General features: G+C 61.9%; 16 protein-coding genes. 6 read left to right on the top strand and 10 right to left on the bottom strand.

Annotated elements, in window-relative coordinates; translation table 11 throughout:
- The first annotated feature begins 29 nt into the window (after window positions 1-29).
- Window positions 30-770, top strand: coding sequence for an SDR family oxidoreductase (locus AWB79_RS10510; protein WP_096031518.1), 741 nt, complete (start codon window positions 30-32; stop codon window positions 768-770).
- A gap of 118 nt (window positions 771-888) precedes the next feature.
- Here AWB79_RS10510 and AWB79_RS40380 read toward each other — a convergent pair whose 3' ends face one another.
- Window positions 889-1,038: a hypothetical protein gene (locus tag AWB79_RS40380; protein ID WP_232470868.1), complete on the bottom strand. Its 150-nt coding sequence runs from the start codon at window positions 1,036-1,038 to the stop codon at window positions 889-891.
- On the opposite strand from AWB79_RS40380, the gene AWB79_RS10505 reads away from it, so the two are divergent.
- Window positions 997-1,698 carry a response regulator gene (locus AWB79_RS10505; protein WP_232470867.1) on the top strand — a complete coding sequence of 234 codons (702 nt, stop codon included), beginning with the start codon at window positions 997-999 and terminating at the stop codon, window positions 1,696-1,698. The two genes, AWB79_RS40380 and AWB79_RS10505, sit on opposite strands and share 42 nt — an antisense overlap.
- On the opposite strand, the gene AWB79_RS10500 is transcribed toward AWB79_RS10505, so the two are convergent.
- Entirely contained in the window at window positions 1,640-3,496 is a 1,857-nt protein-coding gene (locus AWB79_RS10500) for a hybrid sensor histidine kinase/response regulator (protein WP_082862318.1), read from the bottom strand. The two genes, AWB79_RS10505 and AWB79_RS10500, sit on opposite strands and share 59 nt — an antisense overlap.
- A 267-nt stretch (window positions 3,497-3,763) precedes the next feature.
- Here AWB79_RS10500 and AWB79_RS10495 point away from each other — a divergent pair, with 267 nt between their 5' ends.
- The 3 genes from AWB79_RS10495 to AWB79_RS10485 all read left to right on the top strand — a co-directional run bounded on the left by AWB79_RS10495 (window position 3,764) and on the right by AWB79_RS10485 (window position 6,329).
- Window positions 3,764-4,084: a DUF4148 domain-containing protein gene (locus AWB79_RS10495; protein ID WP_061167320.1), complete on the top strand. Its 321-nt coding sequence runs from the start codon at window positions 3,764-3,766 to the stop codon at window positions 4,082-4,084.
- 379 nt (window positions 4,085-4,463) lie between these two features.
- Entirely contained in the window at window positions 4,464-5,438 is a 975-nt protein-coding gene (locus AWB79_RS10490) for a serine hydrolase (RefSeq protein WP_198399002.1), read from the top strand.
- Between the two features lie 78 nt (window positions 5,439-5,516).
- A complete protein-coding gene (locus AWB79_RS10485; protein WP_232470862.1) occupies window positions 5,517-6,329 on the top strand; it encodes a gamma-glutamylcyclotransferase family protein in 813 nt (270 codons plus the stop codon).
- A 70-nt stretch (window positions 6,330-6,399) separates the two neighbouring features.
- Here AWB79_RS10485 and AWB79_RS10480 read toward each other — a convergent pair whose 3' ends face one another.
- From AWB79_RS10480 to AWB79_RS10465, 4 genes are read right to left on the bottom strand one after another with little or no spacing between them, the layout of a single operon-like run.
- Complete coding sequence (locus AWB79_RS10480) at window positions 6,400-7,248, bottom strand: 3-hydroxybutyryl-CoA dehydrogenase (protein WP_061167317.1); 849 nt, start codon at window positions 7,246-7,248, stop codon at window positions 6,400-6,402.
- A gap of 7 nt (window positions 7,249-7,255) precedes the next feature.
- A complete protein-coding gene (locus AWB79_RS10475) occupies window positions 7,256-8,920 on the bottom strand; it encodes an electron transfer flavoprotein-ubiquinone oxidoreductase (RefSeq protein WP_198399001.1) in 1,665 nt (554 codons plus the stop codon).
- Between the two features lie 17 nt (window positions 8,921-8,937).
- A complete protein-coding gene (locus AWB79_RS10470; protein WP_061167316.1) occupies window positions 8,938-10,176 on the bottom strand; it encodes a CaiB/BaiF CoA transferase family protein in 1,239 nt (412 codons plus the stop codon).
- A 10-nt stretch (window positions 10,177-10,186) separates the two neighbouring features.
- Window positions 10,187-11,374 carry an acyl-CoA dehydrogenase gene (locus AWB79_RS10465; protein ID WP_061167315.1) on the bottom strand — a complete coding sequence of 396 codons (1,188 nt, stop codon included), beginning with the start codon at window positions 11,372-11,374 and terminating at the stop codon, window positions 10,187-10,189.
- A 130-nt stretch (window positions 11,375-11,504) separates the two neighbouring features.
- On the opposite strand from AWB79_RS10465, the gene AWB79_RS10460 reads away from it, so the two are divergent.
- On the top strand, window positions 11,505-12,416 hold the full coding sequence (locus tag AWB79_RS10460; protein ID WP_061167314.1) for a LysR family transcriptional regulator: 912 nt from the start codon (window positions 11,505-11,507) through the stop codon (window positions 12,414-12,416).
- 7 nt (window positions 12,417-12,423) lie between these two features.
- Here the strand turns inward: AWB79_RS10460 and AWB79_RS10455 are convergent, their stop codons facing one another.
- The 4 genes from AWB79_RS10455 to AWB79_RS10440 form a co-directional block, all read right to left on the bottom strand.
- Window positions 12,424-13,356, bottom strand: a complete 933-nt coding sequence (locus AWB79_RS10455; protein WP_061167313.1) for an electron transfer flavoprotein subunit alpha/FixB family protein — start codon at window positions 13,354-13,356, stop codon at window positions 12,424-12,426.
- A 15-nt stretch (window positions 13,357-13,371) separates the two neighbouring features.
- Entirely contained in the window at window positions 13,372-14,121 is a 750-nt protein-coding gene (locus AWB79_RS10450) for an electron transfer flavoprotein subunit beta/FixA family protein (RefSeq protein ID WP_061167312.1), read from the bottom strand.
- Window positions 14,122-14,195: 74 nt separating this feature from the next.
- On the bottom strand, window positions 14,196-15,356 hold the full coding sequence (locus AWB79_RS10445; RefSeq protein WP_061167311.1) for a porin: 1,161 nt from the start codon (window positions 15,354-15,356) through the stop codon (window positions 14,196-14,198).
- Window positions 15,357-15,571: 215 nt separating this feature from the next.
- Entirely contained in the window at window positions 15,572-16,444 is an 873-nt protein-coding gene (locus AWB79_RS10440) for an isocitrate lyase/PEP mutase family protein (protein WP_061167310.1), read from the bottom strand.

Here is a 16,444-nt window from a genome sequence, read left to right as displayed (position 1 = left end):
CCTGGAACGTTCAACACACAACGGAGAACATCATGATGCTCGAAGGAAAACGCGCTCTGGTCACGGGAGCAAGCCGTGGTATCGGTGCCTCGATCGCGAAGGCTTTGGCCGCCGCGGGCGCGGACGTGGCGATCACGTATGAGAAGTCGTCGGAACAAGCCGCGCGGGTCGTCGAGGCGATCGAAGCGGAAGGCCGCCGTGGTGTCGCGATCCGGGCCGATAGCGCCGATGCATCGGCAATTCAGGCATCCGTACAGAAGACGGTCGAAGCACTGGGCGGCCTCGATATTCTCGTCAACAACGCGGGCATTCTCCGGATGGGCGATGTGAAAGACATCTCCATCGAAGACATCGACGCGACGCTCGACGTCAACGTGCGCGGGCCGATTCTGGCCGCGAAAGCCGCGATTCCGCATCTGCCGACGGGTGGACGCATCATTTCGATCGGCAGCTATTTCGCCGACCGCGTACCCGCCTCGATGCTCGGTGTCTATTCCGCGTCCAAGTCTGCGCTCGTCGCGTTCACGAAGGGGCTGGCGCGGGAACTCGGCCCGCGCGGCATCACAGCGAATCTGGTGCAGCCCGGCTCGATCAATACTGATATGAACCCGGTCGAGGGTCCGTTCGGGCCGACGCTGAAATCGCTGACGGCGACCGGCGACTATGGAAACGGCGAGGACATCGCGCAAGCGGTGGTGTTTCTGGCGAGCAAGAACGCTAGCTATATCACCGGCGCGGCGCTCACCGTCGATGGCGGGGCCAATGCATAAAGCGAGTGCGGGACCCTGCACACTCGTTCGGTTTTGCTTTGCATGACATAGGCCTGTCTCAACGTCGAACCGCGTGTAAGATCGTTCGAATACGGCGCACCCTGGCATATCGTTGTAGTCAGAATGCCGGGTGCTTCATCCGTACGAAGTGCGTGTGTTTCAGGGAGACGATGCGATGCGCATACTGCTCGTCGACGATCACGAACTCTTCAGAGCCGGTCTTGCACTGCTCATCAAGGAGCTTTTCCCGGATGCAGAGCTTTTGCATGCGAGTACGCTATCGCATGGAATCGATCTGGCGATGACCGGGCAGCCGGATATCGTTTTTCTGGACCTCGAACTTCCTGACGGGCATGGTTGCGACGCGCTCGGCCGCTTGAAGGATGCGCGACCGTCCTTGCCCGTGGTCGTGGTATCGGGCGACGAAAGCATGGAGACGGTCGGTCGATGCCTCGAACTCCGCGCAATGGGCTACGTGCCGAAATCGTCGTCGCCCGAAGCACTCCACGCCGCGATCGTTGCGGTGCTCTCGGGCGGTGTGTTCCTGCCCGCGGCGAGCATTGCCGGGCTGCGGCGTGCGATCGACATGGCCGAGGCACCGGCACACGACTCAGAAAAAGCACCGCCAACGAACGGCAGTGTCGAACCTTGGGACGCGCCGCGCCTCGGACTGCCGCCACGGGAGTATGAAACGCTCGCGTGGCTAGTACGCGGACTCCCCTCCAAAGCCATTGCGTCGAAGATGGGGCTCGAAGACATCACCGTGCGCAAGTACATCAGTCATCTGCTCGCGCACTTCAACCTGCGGCGCCGCACTGAACTCATCGTGATGATGGCGGACAAGGGCATCACGCTCGGAACGCTGTCGGTCACAGATGCTTCGCGAGATCGAGATTCTCCTTCCGATGGGCGGCAGCGAACCGGCTGATTTCCCCCAGCAAGTCTTCCGGCGCCGATGACTTGCGTAGTAACACGAAAGGCTCCGGAAAATCGCGAAGCACGCGAACGGACAACAGCTCGCCGGTAATGAACGCGACTGGAATCACGCCCGCCCACGCGTAGTGACGCCTGATCCGATCGGCAACCGCCATGCCGGAGGCGCCATCGCGCAACCGGATATCGGTCACGATGAGATCGGGAATGCGGCTGTCATCGGCGAGAATGGCGGCGAACCCGGCCATCGATTCCGCGGCCTGCACGAGCGCGCCCGCACTCGAAAAAAGGCGGCGCAGGCCTTCGAGGACTTTCGGTTCGTCGTCGCACAGCAGCATGAACGCGCCGTTGAGATCGGGATTGCAGACCTTGCCATACTGATTCGTCCCGGTAGCCGGCGTCGATGCCGCCACGCTCGCGTAGAGCGAAAAGCGCGAGCCGCGCCCTTCGGTCGATGCGAAGCTCACCGCGTGTCCCGGCAGAATGCGAACGACGCGCTGCACGATCGATAATCCGAGTCCCAGCCCTTTCGAACGGTCGCGCTCCGAATTGTTGATCTGATAGTACTCGGCAAAAATCGCCTCGCGATGCACGGCGGCAATGCCGATTCCGGTGTCCCATACATCGATGCGCAGCCGCTCATCCAGATGCACCCAGCCAAGCACAACGCCGCCCGACGACGTGCTCTTGATCGCGTTCGATACGAGATTGGACAGGGCCCGCTTGAGGAGCGACCGGTCTGTCTCGATGGACGGCGGTCTGACTCGCCGCCTCGCGAGCCTGAGATCGATTCCCCGCGACCGGGCCATCTCCCGGTATTGCCCCACCACTTCCGTCAATAAGTCCAGAGTATTGACCGGCGCAAGGCGGGGCACATACGAGCCCAGCTCGCTGTAGTCCTGGATCTCCTTGAACATGTCGACGATGTCCGACGCGGTCTCCTCGATGACTTCAAGGTCGCGTTTGACCGCGCGTCCGTCGCCGATATTCATCCGGGCACTGCGGATGAAGAGATTGATCGCGGCGAGCGGCTGCTGGATGTCGTGATACGCCGACGAGAAAAATCGCTCCTTTTCCTTGACTAGCTCCTGCATGCGCTTGTTCTGTTCGTTGACCGCGCGGGACGCCGTCTCGACGCGCGCCTTGGCCGCACGCAAGCTGCGTCGGTACATGAATTCGCGCCTCGCCGAGCGTTCCAGCGGAATGCTGACAACCACGCCTATGGCGTACGTCAGCGGCAGGCTCGTGGCGTGCGCGAGCATCGACGAAAGATGCATGCCGAATTTCTCGCCCGGCGGCGCGAGGAAGAGCATGAGCAGATAACTCACGACACAAAGCCCGACCAGCCACGCCGCAGTGATCGCCCGAAGCCGGAAAGCCATGAAGATCGTGAACAGGGTAAGCGTCAGGATCGAATAGTGTTCATGCCATGGCAGGTCCACGATCTGCAGCATTCTCAGAGTGGCCAGCCAGGCGCTGAGCGTCCACAGGCAGAGCAGCCCGACGGCCCAGCGTTCGTCGTCGAGCGCGCGCGGCGTCCACAACAGGACGGCCGCGCCCATGCCGATGGCGGCAGCGGCTCTCACGAAAATGAGTTCGGCGTGGTGCAGATGGACGGGATCGAGTATGTCGAGCCGTTCGAAATCACGGATGGAAAAAACAATCCATAAGGCGGTGAAGATTGCGATGGAAAGCTTTCGCTGCACGGAAAAACGCTGCGCGTAGTCCCTCCGGAACGCACGTTCCTGAGCCGCCGATCTGAACCTGCGTACACGGAGGTTCGCCGATCTCATAGGGTTGCCCGATCAGGAATGTCGCCGTCCGCGAGTACGGCGGCATGACATTCAAAAAGCATAGCAGGGCGTCACTCGATTCCGAATATACAAATGTAGCGGTACGAATGTGCCCTCTCCCTTCCGAATGCCTACATCTTTCGCGGTTCGATCTCGGCCGTTCGCCTACCTACGTGGGTGTCGACGGCGTCGGCTCCGTCGGAAAATCAATGCCAGCGGATACGGTTCACCCGAATCCCGCTGCCTGGCATTCACGAGGAGGTTGCCATGAAATCAGTCGTTATCGCAGTCGCCGCAGCGTCGGCGCTTTCCTTGCCTCTCGCGGCATTCTCTCAGACGGATCCGTCACTGACACGCGCCCAGGTGCGTGCGGAGTTACAGCAGTTCGAGCAGGCCGGCTATGATCCGGCCAAGAGCGACGACGCAACTTATCCGGGCGACATCCAGGCGGCTGCAGCACGGATACCGGCCGACAGCTCGACCGCGTATGGCGGAATGCCCGCCGGTTCATCGTCGTCAGGCTCGCGTGCCGTCGTTCGGCCCGCCTCTACCGACGAGATGAAGCAAATCTATTTTGGGGGCCAGTAGAAGCGCCCCTCTTCTTCCCTCTGTGCCCGCACAAATCGGGACCGTTGCTTACCTCAGTCGAGGAAAAACTCGTGCGCCGAGGATGTCAATCGTCGGCGCACGCCGGAACCTGAGAGCACAATAATCTGACATAACGGATTCGAGTCCCTTGAAAGTTGCAGATCAAGCTCGCTCCTGTTAGACGAAGCGAAGCTCCACGGCATCAATGAATACCCTGATTTCGTAGGCGAAGCCGCGTTTCTAAATTGATCGAAAGTAGAAACGAGTCTCCCATGAAGATGGCTCGACGACGGGTTCCACCATTAGACAAAGGGAAGCAAGCGGACGCACGCGCTCTGCAACCGCCTCGCGTTCTTCGTCGATCAGGAAGCTGATGCAAATGGGCACAACACCGGCGCTGGAAGAATCCCTGACCCGTGAAGTGAACGGCCTTTCGTTCGACCGGTTCATCGAACAAACACGCAAGGAGTATGGTGTACCCGGCGCGGTTGTCGTCGCGGCCAGCGACCAGGGCATCGAGTACCTCGGAGGGTTCGGCGTGCGTCGTCAAGGCGATTCCGCTTCCGTGGATGGGGATACCAGATTTCAGATCGCGTCCATGAGCAAGTTCGTTGCCGCGACTGCCCTCGGCGTCCTGATCGATAAAAAAGGGGCGGTTTCGTGGGACGCCCCGGTCCGGACGTTCTCTCCGGAGACAGTGCTCGCCGAGCCCTACGGCACGCAGAACGTGACATTGCGCGACTTCTTCGCCCATCGCACGGGGCTGCCGAAATACGGCGATCTGCTTCCGCACCACTTTCTTCGCTGGCGCGTGGTCGAGAAGAATGGCGCGCTCAACGGCGTGCGCTCGATCGTTGCGCTTATCCCTGAACTTAGACTTGGCATCGCCATTTTCGCCAACAAGCAGATGACGGTTTTCCCGGAGGCGGTGCGTGCGGAGTTTCTCGAACGGGTACTGGCGCCCTCAGGTCGAGACCTTCAAACGCAGATCCGCGAGGAGCAAGCCGGATGGAATTCTCTGCTTCTGATTCCCACACCGCCAGATGACTCGAAGCCGCTGGAGCGAGATCGTGACGCCTTTATCGGAACCTTTGTCAGCCTGCTCTATGGCCGCCTCGTAATAGACCGTGATGGTGAAGATCTGGCCGTTCGCATCGCTAATAATGAATATCCGGCAAGACTGCGCCATTGGTCGGGAGATACCTTTCTCATCGGCTTCGACGATCCCGATATCGCGCCCGGTTTGCTGACGTTTCAGTTCGAGAAAGGGGCTTTCCGCGCGACGAGTTTCAACGGCAGTGAGGTACCGCATTTCAACACGGTCAATTACGGGCATTTCGATCGCTCCGATTGATCGATTGACCGTGCCGAAGCAGCCTGAACTATCGTGACTCATGAGGGCGTCTGATGCCACATACCGGATGGAGACGCGATGTTATCGCCAATGGCAAAGATTCGAGCACTGGGCGTTGCGCTCGCGCTCGTTAGCTGGCTGACGCAAGCGCAGACAACGGACTACTGGGGAACCCGTCTTCCGGACCAGCCCACGCAGTTTATTTTTGGCTACGGCTCGCTTATCGACACGCCATCGCGCAACGCCACGGCCGGCAAACCGGTTGCGGCGATTCCGGTGCGCGTATCGGCGGCGTTCGGATACGTGCGCAGCTGGAGCGACCGGGCTCCCTCGGGATTCACCGCACTCGGTCTTCGTCGCCCGCTCGAGGGCGAACGGCCCATGACGATCAACGGCGTCATCTATCCCGTGGGCGATGACATGTCCGCGTTCGACCAGCGCGAGAAGGGATATGTGCGGGTCGAGGTGCCCCGCGCGCTTATCGAGGCGGTGTCGTGGCAGTCGCTGCCCGCGCAGGGAACCGTCTGGGTGTACGTACCTCAGGCGGCCGGGAAAGCGCCGGGCGAAGGACTTCCGCTTCCCGACGCGCGGTTTCCGCTCCTCGAGTCTTATATCGATATCGTCATTGAAGGAGGACTTGAATACGGGCCGGAGTTTGCGCGCGAGATCATAGAAACGACCCGGGACTGGAGCCCTTATTGGCTCAACGATCGCAGGCTCGCACGACGTCCCTGGGTGTTCGACAAGCAGTATGCGACCGTCGATGAATTGCTCGCGACGACCGCCCCTTGCTTTGCGCAGCGAACATTCTCGGAGGATTATGCCGCCGCTAGCAAAGCCGTCGAGAAGCAAAAGGACGGTATGTGCCGTCGGCAAGCACATGCTCGCTGAGCCAGTTATCACACGACCGCGGACGCCGCTGAACGCCGGCTATGGTTGACCTGAAACCGCGCCCGCCGTCTCAATACGTGTAAAACCCGCGTCCGTTTTTCCGCCCCAGATACCCCGCGTCCACCATCTCTTTAAGCAACGCCGCCGGCCTGTATTTCGGATCGTTGAAGTCGCGATACAGCACTTTCATGATCGCGAGCACCGTGTCGAGTCCGATAAGGTCGGCCAGCGCCAGCGGCCCGATCGGATGATTCGCGCCGAGCTTCATGCCGGCATCGATTCCTTCGGCGCTCGCGATGCCCTCTTGCAGCACGAAGACCGCTTCGTTGATCATCGGCACGAGGATGCGATTGACGGCGAATCCCGGCGAATTCCTGACGTCGATCGCCGTTTTGCCGATGCGCCTCGCGAGCGCCACGGTCGCCTCGAAGGTGATGTCGCTGGTCTGGATGCCGCGAATCACTTCGATCAGCTCCATCATCGGGACAGGGTTGAAGAAATGCATCCCGATGAACCGCGCCGGATTCGCGAGCGTCGCGGCGAGCATCGTGATCGAGACCGACGAGGTGTTCGTCGCGATGATCGCGCCCGGCTGCAGCACGCCGTCGAGTTGTCGGAGGATGTCCCGCTTGATCTGCACGTTTTCGGTGGCGCCCTCGATCACGAAGTCGCAGGCGGCAAGGCTGCCCGACGCGACGCCGCGCTCGATGCGCGCCAACGCTGCCGACGCCTCGTCCGCCGAGAGCTTGTCCTTGCGCACCATCCGTTCCAGGCTGGCCGAGATGCGGTCGATGCCACGTTGCACGGCTTCTTCGCTGATGTCGTTGAGCACGACGTCCAGACCGGCTTGCGCGCACACCTGTGCAATGCCGCTGCCCATTTGCCCCGCGCCAACGATGCCAATCTTTTGAATGTCCATTGCGCCGTCACATGTTCGGATAGTTCGGCCCGCCACCGCCTTCCGGCGTGACCCACACGATGTTCTGCGTCGGGTCCTTGATGTCGCAGGTCTTGCAGTGCACGCAGTTCTGCGCATTGATGACGAGGCGGTCGCCGCCGTCATCGTTCTTCACGAACTCGTACACGGCAGCGGGACAAAAGCGTGCCTCCGGGCCGGCGTAGGTGCGCAGGTTCACGTTCACCGGCACGCTCAGGTCCTTGAGCGTCAAATGCGCCGGCTGGTTCTCCTCGTGGTTGGTGTTCGAGATGAACACCGACGAGAGGCGGTCGAACGTCAGCTTGCCATCGGGCTTCGGATACTCGATCGGCTTGCACTGCGAGGCCGGCCTGAGCATCTCGTGATCTCGGTGCCGATGATGCAGCGTCCAGGGCACCTTGCCGCCCAGCAGTTTCTGTTCGATCCCGACCATCAGCGTGCCGAGGTACAACCCCTTGCTCATCCACTGCTTGAAGTTGCGCGCGCGATTGAGTTCGCCATGGAGCCACGAGGTCCTGAACGACTCCGGATAGGCGGTGAGCTGGTCGCCCTGACGGCCTGCCTGCACGGCATCGAATGCCGCTTCGGCGGCCAGCATGCCGGTCTTGATCGCCGCGTGACTGCCCTTGATGCGCGAAGCGTTCAGGAAGCCCGCCTCGTCGCCGACCAGCGCGCCGCCGGGGAACACGAGCCGGGGCAGCGACATCAGGCCGCCCGCGGTGATCGCGCGTGCGCCGTACGAGACACGCTTGCCGCCATCGAGATACTTTCGGATCTCCGGGTGCGTCTTGTAGCGCTGAAATTCCTCGAACGGCGAGAGATACGGATTCGTGTAGCCAAGGCCAACGACGAAGCCCACCATCACCTGGTTGTTGTCGATGTGATAGAGGAACGAGCCGCCATAAGTCTCCGTGTCGAGCGGCCAGCCGGCGGTGTGAATCACCAGGCCGGGCTGGTGCTTCGCAGGATCGATCTCCCAGAGTTCCTTGATACCGATGCCGTAGACCTGCGGGTCGGCGTCCTCGTCGAGCTTGAATTTCTCGTTCAGTTTCCGGCCGAGGTGTCCGCGCGCGCCCTCGCAAAAAAGCGTGTACTTCGCGTGCAGTTCCATACCGAGCTGGAAGTTCCCGGTGGGCTCGCCGTCCTTGCCGACGCCCACGTCGCCCGTGACGACGCCTTTGACGGAACCGTAGTCGTGGTACAGGACGTCGGCCGCCGGAAAGCCCGGAAAAATCTCGATCCCGAGCGCCTCGGCCTGCTGGCCCAGCCAGCGCGTGACATTCGCGAGGCTGATCACGTAGTTGCCGTGGTTCCTGAAGTTTTCCGGCAGCGCCCAGTTCGGGGTCTTGAAGGCGCCTTTCTCGTTGAGGAACAGGAACTGGTCCTCTGTCACCTCGACATTCAGCGGTGCGCCTTTTTCCTTCCAGTCGGGAATCAGCTCGTTGATCGCGCGCGGATCCATCACCGCGCCCGAGAGGATATGCGCGCCGATTTCCGATCCTTTCTCGAGCACGCAGACGCCGATCTCGACACCCTTTTCCGCAGCCAGCTGCTTGAGCCGGATGGCAGCCGAGAGTCCGGCGGGGCCGCCGCCGACGATCACCACGTCGTATTCCATCGACTCGCGCGGGCCGTATTCTTCGACCCAATTCATGCTTTCGCCTACACGCGTCATACGATTTTCTTCAGATGCAGATCGGCGATGTCCGCCGAGGTCATGTCGAGCCAGCCGCTCAGCACTTCCTCCGTGTGCTCGCCGAGCGTCGGCGGAGAGCGCCGGTATTGCACCGGCGACTCGGACATCCGGATCGGGTTCGCGACCAGCGACACCTGCTCCGCCAGCGCATGCGGCATCTCCACACGCATCTCGCGGGCTTGTACGTGCGGATCGGCGAACACCTTGTCGAGGCTGTTGATCGGGCCGCACGGAACACCGGCGGCTTCCATCACGGCGACCCACTCGTCAGTCGTGCGGCCGACCGTGACGCCGCGCAACAGCGCAATCAATTCTTCCCGGTGCTGCACGCGCTGGGGATTCGTCGCAAAGCGGGCGTCCCCGGCCCATTCCGGCCTGCCCAGCGACTTGCAGAGCTTGGCGAACTGGCCATCGTTGCCGACCGCGATGATCATGTAGCCATCGGCCGTCGGAAAATCCTGGTACGGCACGATGCTCGGATGCGCGTTGCCCATGCGTCGCGGCACCATGCCGCCGACCAGATAATTCGCGGCCTGGTTGGCAAGGCAGGCGATCTGCACGTCGAGCAGCGACAGATCGATATGCTGGCCCTCGCCCGAGCGCTCGCGGCGCGCCAGGGCCGCGAGGACCGCCACCGTCGCATAGAGTCCCGTCATGACGTCCGTCAGCGCCACGCCCACTTTCAGCGGCCCCTCGCCTTCGGTGCCGTCAGCGCGCCCCGTGAGGCTCATCAATCCGCCCATGCCCTGAATCAGGAAGTCATAGCCGGCGCGCGGCGCGTAGGGCCCGGTCTGGCCGAAGCCCGTGATCGAGCAATAGATAAGGCGCGGATTCGCGGCTTTGAGGCTCGCGTAGTCGAGACCGTATTGCGCCAGACCGCCGACCTTGAAGTTTTCGAGCACGACATCCGCCTTGCTCGCGAGCTGCTTCACGATACGCTGACCTTCGGGTTCGCTGATATCGATCGTGACGGACCGCTTGTTGCGATTGGCACTCAGAAAGTAGGCGGACTCTCCGGTGGCCTGCCCGTCCGCGTCGCTCAGCCAGGGCGGCCCCCAGGCGCGCGTGTCGTCGCCCGCGCCGGGGCGCTCGACCTTGACCACGTCCGCGCCGAGATCCGCGAGCAGTTGACCCGACCACGGGCCGGCCAGCACGCGCGACAGGTCGAGCACGCGCAAGCCCGTCAGCGCGCCTTGTTGCAGGGTATCGTTCATGGCCGGCACGTCAGAAAGCGGCGATGCCGGTGATGGCGCGCCCGAGAATCAGCGCGTGAATGTCGTGCGTGCCTTCGTACGTGTTGACGACTTCGAGATTGACGAGATGACGCGCCACGCCGAATTCGTCGCTGATGCCATTGCCACCGAGCATGTCGCGCGCGACGCGAGCGATATCGAGCGCCTTGCCGCACGAATTGCGCTTCATGATCGACGTGATCTCCACTGCGGCGGTGCCCTCGTCCTTCATGTGACCGAGGCGCAGGCAGCCTTGCAGGCCGAGCGTGATTTCCGTCTGCATGTCGGCGAGCTTCTTCTGGATCAACTGGTTCGCCGCCAAAGGCTTGCCGAACTGCCGGCGATCGAGCACGTACTGGCGCGCGCGATGCCAGCAATCCTCGGCCGCACCCAGCGCGCCCCACGCGATGCCGTAACGCGCGCTGTTCAGACAGGTGAACGGTCCTTTCAGGCCGCGCACGTCCGGGAACGCGTTTTCCTCAGGACAGAAGACGTCATCCATCACGATCTCGCCCGTGATCGACGCCCGCAGGCCGACCTTGCCGTGAATCGCGGGCGCGGACAAACCTTTCCAGCCCTTCTCCAGCACGAAGCCGCGAATGGCGCCTTCGTCGTCCTTCGCCCAGACGACGAACACGTCGGCGATCGGGCTGTTGGTGATCCACATCTTGCTGCCCGTGAGCTGGTAGCCGCCCGGCACCTTCTTCGCGCGCGTCATCATGGCGCCGGGATCAGAACCGTGATTCGGCTCGGTCAGGCCGAAGCAGCCGATCCACTCGCCGGCCGCGAGTTTCGGCAGATACTTCTGCTTGGTCGCCTCGTTGCCGAACGCCTCGATGGGCACCATCACAAGCGACGATTGCACGCTCATCATCGAGCGATAGCCCGAATCGACACGCTCCACTTCGCGCGCCACCAGACCATAGCAGACGTAGTTCAGCCCCGCGCCGCCGTAGGTTTCGGAGATCGTCGCACCCAGAAGGCCCAGCTCGCCCATCTCGCGGAAAATCTTCGGGTCGGTGCTTTCGTTGCGGAACGCCTCGAGCACGCGCGGCGCCAGACGCTCCTGGCAATACGCCTGCGCGGAATCGCGGACCATGCGCTCGTCTTCGGTCAACTGCTGGTCCAGGAGCAGCGGATCGTCCCATTGGAAGGCTGCCGACTTGTGTTGATTACTCATTTCATACTCGCAAGAGGTGGGTCGCGTGGCTAATTTATCGATGACAGGTTGTCGTATCAAACGATTTGTTCGCATTGACTTGTGCGAAAATTGCACAAGTCAGTCACAACCTCTCGCACGAGTCCCCGCCATGCGCCGCAAGATCCCTTCAACGACCGCGCTCGCCGCCTTCGAGGCCGCAGCGCGTCATCAGAGCTTCACCAAGGCCGCGGACGAGCTGGCCGTCACGCAAGGCGCGGTCTGCCGGCAGATCGGCGGGCTGGAGGATTTCCTCGGCCTCAAGCTGTTTCGCCGGGACCGGCGCGGCGTGGCGCTGACCGAGGCGGGGCTCGCGTATAGCCGCAAGGTCGCTTCGCGTCTGAACGGCGTCGAACAGGACACGCTCGAAATCATGGCCAAGGGCGGCCACGGCGGCACGCTCGAGCTTGCCGTCGTGCCCACGTTCGCGACCAAGTGGCTGCTGCCGAGATTGCCGCACTTCATTGCCGGGCACCCGGACATCACCGTCAATCTCACCGCGAACACGCGGCCGTTCCTGTTCGACGACACCGGGTTCGATGCGGCGATTCACGCAGGCGTCGCCGTCTGGCCGGGAACGGAGGGGCACGTTCTGATGAGCGAGACGCTGATCGCCGTATGCAGCCCGGCCCTCATCGCGCCGCGCACGAAGCTCGCGCCCGCGGACTGGAAGCGCTACCCGCTCTTGCAGCAGAGCACGCGCCCGTACGCGTGGCGCGACTGGTTCGCGTCACGTGGGCTTCAGGTGGAAGGGGATATGTCGGGACCGAAACTCGAACTTTTTTCGATGCTCGCGGAAGCGGCCGTGTATGGCGTCGGCATTGCGCTCATTCCGCGCCTGCTGATCGAAGATGAGCTGCGGCGCGGCGTGCTCGTGCCGGTCGTTAAGTACGAGCAGCCTAGCAACCGCTCGTACCACTTTCTGTATCCGGAGCGCAAGTCCGAAAACGCCGCGCTGACCGTGTTCCGCGATTGGCTCGAGAATCAGGCAGGCCAGTACCGGGAATCGGCCGGGTTGAATTGACGTCCGTTCAGACCGTGGCGGCGAGATTGGGGACGGCGGTGAACAGGTCGTCCACGAGGCCGTAGTCGGCGACGCTGAAGATCGGCGCTTCCGCGTCCTTGTTGATCGCGACGATCACCTTCGAGTCCTTCATGCCTGCCAGATGCTGGATTGCGCCCGAGATGCCCACCGCGACGTAGAGCTGCGGCGCGACGATCTTGCCGGTCTGGCCGACCTGATAGTCGTTCGGCACATAGCCCGCATCCACCGCCGCACGCGAGGCGCCGAGCGCGGCGTTGAGTTTGTCGGCGAGCGGCTCCAGAACCTTCGTGTAGTTCTCGCCGTTGCCGAGACCACGGCCGCCCGAGACGATGATCTTCGCGCTCGTCAGTTCCGGACGGTCCAGCTTCGTGACCTCACGGCTCACGAACCGCGAAAGTCCGCTGTCCGCCGCCGCTTCGAGCGCCTCGACGCCGGCGCTGCCGCCAACGGCTGCAACCGCGTCGAACGCGGTCGTGCGGACCGTGATGACCTTGACCGGATCGGCCGACTGAACCGTCGCAATCGCGTTGCCCGCGTAAATCGGGCGCTCGAACGTGTCCGGCGATTCGACCGCCGTGATGTCGCTGATCTGCGCGACGTCGAGCTTTGCGGCAATGCGTGGCGCGACGTTCTTGCCCGCGGCCGTGGCGGGCGCGAGAATGTGCGAATAGTGCTTCGCGACGGTCAGAACGGTCGCCTCGACGTTCTCGGCAAGGCCTTCTTCGAGCTGGGGCGCATCGGCGAGCAGCACCTTCGCCACACCGGCGATTTTCGCCGCTGCGTCGGCGGCGGCCTGCGCGTGGTGGCCCGCGACGAGCACATGCACGTCGCCGCCAATCTTCAGTGCTGCGGCGACGGCGTTCAGCGTCGCGGCCTTGATCGACTGATTGTCGTGTTCGGCAATCACCAGATTCGTCATTTTCCTCTGCTCCCCTTACAGTACTTTCGCTTCGTTTCTGAGCTTCTCGACCAGCGCCGCGACGTCCGGCACCCTGACGCCGGCAGAACGCCTCGGCGGCTCCGCGACCTTGAGCGTCTTCACACGCGGTGTAACGTCCACGCCGAGATCTTCGGGCTTCACGGTCTCCAGCGGTTTTTTCTTCGCCTTCATGATGTTCGGCAGCGTCACATAGCGCGGCTCGTTCAGGCGCAGATCCGCCGTCACCACGCCCGGCAGTGACAGCGACAGCGTTTCGGCACCGCCATCGACTTCGCGCGAAACGGTGGCCTTGCCATCGGCGATCATGATCTTCGAGGCGAACGTCGCTTGCGGCAGATTCGCCAAAGCGGCGAGCATCTGGCCGGTCTGGTTCGAATCGTCGTCGATTGCCTGCTTACCCAGGACAATCAACGAGGGTTGCTCCCTGTCCACGAGAGCCTTGAGCAGCTTTGCGACGGCCAGCGGCTGAAGCTCTGCGTCCGATGCAACATGAATTGCACGATCCGCGCCGATCGCGAGCGCCGTGCGCAAGGTTTCCTGTACTTGCGTGACGCCGCACGACACGACGACGACCTCGGTCGCCACGCCCGCCTCTTTCAGACGAACGGCCTCTTCCACGGCGATCTCATCGAATGGGTTCATCGACATCTTGACGTTCCCGGTATCGACACCGGACCCGTCAGACTTCACACCGACTTTCACATTCGGATCGACAACGCGCTTTACTGCAACAAGGACTCTCATTTCGGCAAGTTCGTTAAATTAATAGAAACCGCGTATTGCGCGACCAGTGAGCTTGGTCGCCGCACCTCTGGCTCTTAGAAGCGGTGGCGGATAGCGAGTCGAACCAGCACCTGCTTATCGGTCGAGGAATCACCCAGATTGCTGATATTGGCCACCGCGCTCCGTCCAAGCGAATTCGTCCCCGAGGCAATCTGGTAGCCGATAGCACCGTAAAGCTCGGTGCGCTTCGACAACACATAGTCCGTCGCCCACGAGAACTGGTTGTAATGCTGGTTGCCGACGTCGCTATTGCCCGCCTTCCCGACAGCCGTGGCCTTCAGGTAGTTATAGGCCAGTCCCGTCGAAAGAAACGGGCTGAACTTGTACGAGACGGCGATATCGAAGTTATGGAATTTCGCCTGGCTATTGAGAAACGACGCGCCGAGATTGCCATATTCAGTGTTCGAATACGAACCGGCAACCGTCCACTTGTCAGTGATCGCGTAGCTGGCGGCGAACATCGCCACCTGATATGACTGCGCGACCTGATAGCCTGAGTTCAGCGAACCGCTCAGACTCGACGCACCACTTTGGTTATCGGTAAAGAGGCCTCGGCCGGCCGTGGCCGTCGGGTTCTTGAAGAACTCGTATGCGGCCGCGACCTTGATTCCGCCGGTCGTATAGCCCGCACCCAGCGAATAACCGCTCTGCGACGTGAAGTCACCCGCAACTCCACCCAGGCTGTACAAGCCGCCGAACGTGAACCCATTAAACGACGGGCTCATATAGCGGACCGTGTTGTTCCAGCGAACCGAGTTTGCCGCGTTGTCCAGATCGCCCGGGTGCACCGAAGTCGGGCCACCCATCAGTGCATAGCCGGATATGAATTCGGGAAAGTAGAAGACCATGTCGTACTGACGACCCATGGTCACACTACCGTACTGCGCACTCCTGAGGCCGACGAACGCCTGGCGGCCGAACATGGTTCCACCCTGAGCCGCTTGCCCGTTGGGCATGTTGATTCCTGATTCAACGGTGAAGATGGCCTGAAGACCGCTGCCCAGATCTTCCGCGCCCGTGATACCCCAACGACTGCCGTACGGGCCCGACAGCGAGTCCATCGACACTTTCTTCCCGGCGCCCGCGTTATTCTGATAATGCAGACCTTCGTCCAGAATGCCGTAGAGCGTCACCGACGACTGCGCATAAGCGAACAAAGGCACCATGCCCAAAACGGTCAAAGCGAACTTCTTCATCGTAAATCTCCGTTTCCTTCGTTTTTTATTGAATTAGTAGTACTACAGTCGAGCGCCGCACGAATCACTGCATGGGGAATGCATGATTCTGGATCAGGTGGATTTGACTGAGGAGCTGTTATCTGCGATCTTCGCCGGCCTGGATACCGATCCAAACCGGTGGACAGACTAAAAGACGGCGTTCGAACAGCGCCTTCTCACAGCCCTGTTCGCGATCAGGCGGCGCCCTCGAACTTCTTTCCCGTCGCCATTAATTCCGGCGTGCCGATCATGTCGTTGAGTGCGTCGAAGTCGAGCATACGGTCCTGCCAAGGCAGAGTGGTCCGGTGCTGGCGCAGGCTGCCGTAGTAATCACGAAGCATGAAGGCCGCCGCGCGCGCGGTTCCACCCGGAAAGATCACGATCCGAAAGCCGATCGAACTCAATTCGTCCGCGCTCTTCACAGGCGTCTTGCCGCCCTCGACCATATTTGCCAGAAGCGGAATGCGGTTTGCGAATCGGTCACAAGCTTCCTTCATCTGCTCCGGAGTGCGTAGCGCTTCTATGAAGAGCGCGTCGACACCGCAATCGAGGTAGGCCTCGGCCCGTTCCAGCGCTTGCTGAAAGCCTTCGACGGCGAGCGCGTCGGTGCGGGCGAGGATCAGGGTCTGCTCCGAATGACGAGCGTCGAGCGCGGCGCGCAGCTTGCCGCACATCTCGGCTGCAGAAATGACGCCCTTGCCGTTCAGATGGCCGCAGCGCTTCGGGAAGGTCTGATCTTCAAGCTGGATCATCGCGGCGCCTGCGCGTTCGAAGGCGCGCACGGTCCGCTGGGTATTGAGCGCGTTGCCGAAGCCCGTATCTCCATCCACGATGACAGGCGTGGTGACGCGCTCGGTGATGCGCGCCAGCGTGTCGGCCACTTCCGTCGCTGTCGTCAGTCCCACGTCCGAGCGGCCCAGGCGAGTATAGGCAATCGATGCGCCCGACAGATAAAGCGCATCAAAGCCCGCCTGCTCGGCAATCAACGCGGTGAACGCGTCATAGATGCCCGGAGCGAGCACCGCCTGATCCCCGCGCAACTGGTCCTTCAAGTTTTTCTTCGTCAT

It is taken from the genome of Caballeronia hypogeia (assembly GCF_001544875.2).
In the GTDB taxonomy this organism is placed as follows: Bacteria; Pseudomonadota; Gammaproteobacteria; order Burkholderiales; family Burkholderiaceae; genus Caballeronia; species Caballeronia hypogeia.
Note: the sequence above shows the minus strand (reverse complement) of the source record. Positions and strands in the feature narration are given on the sequence as shown.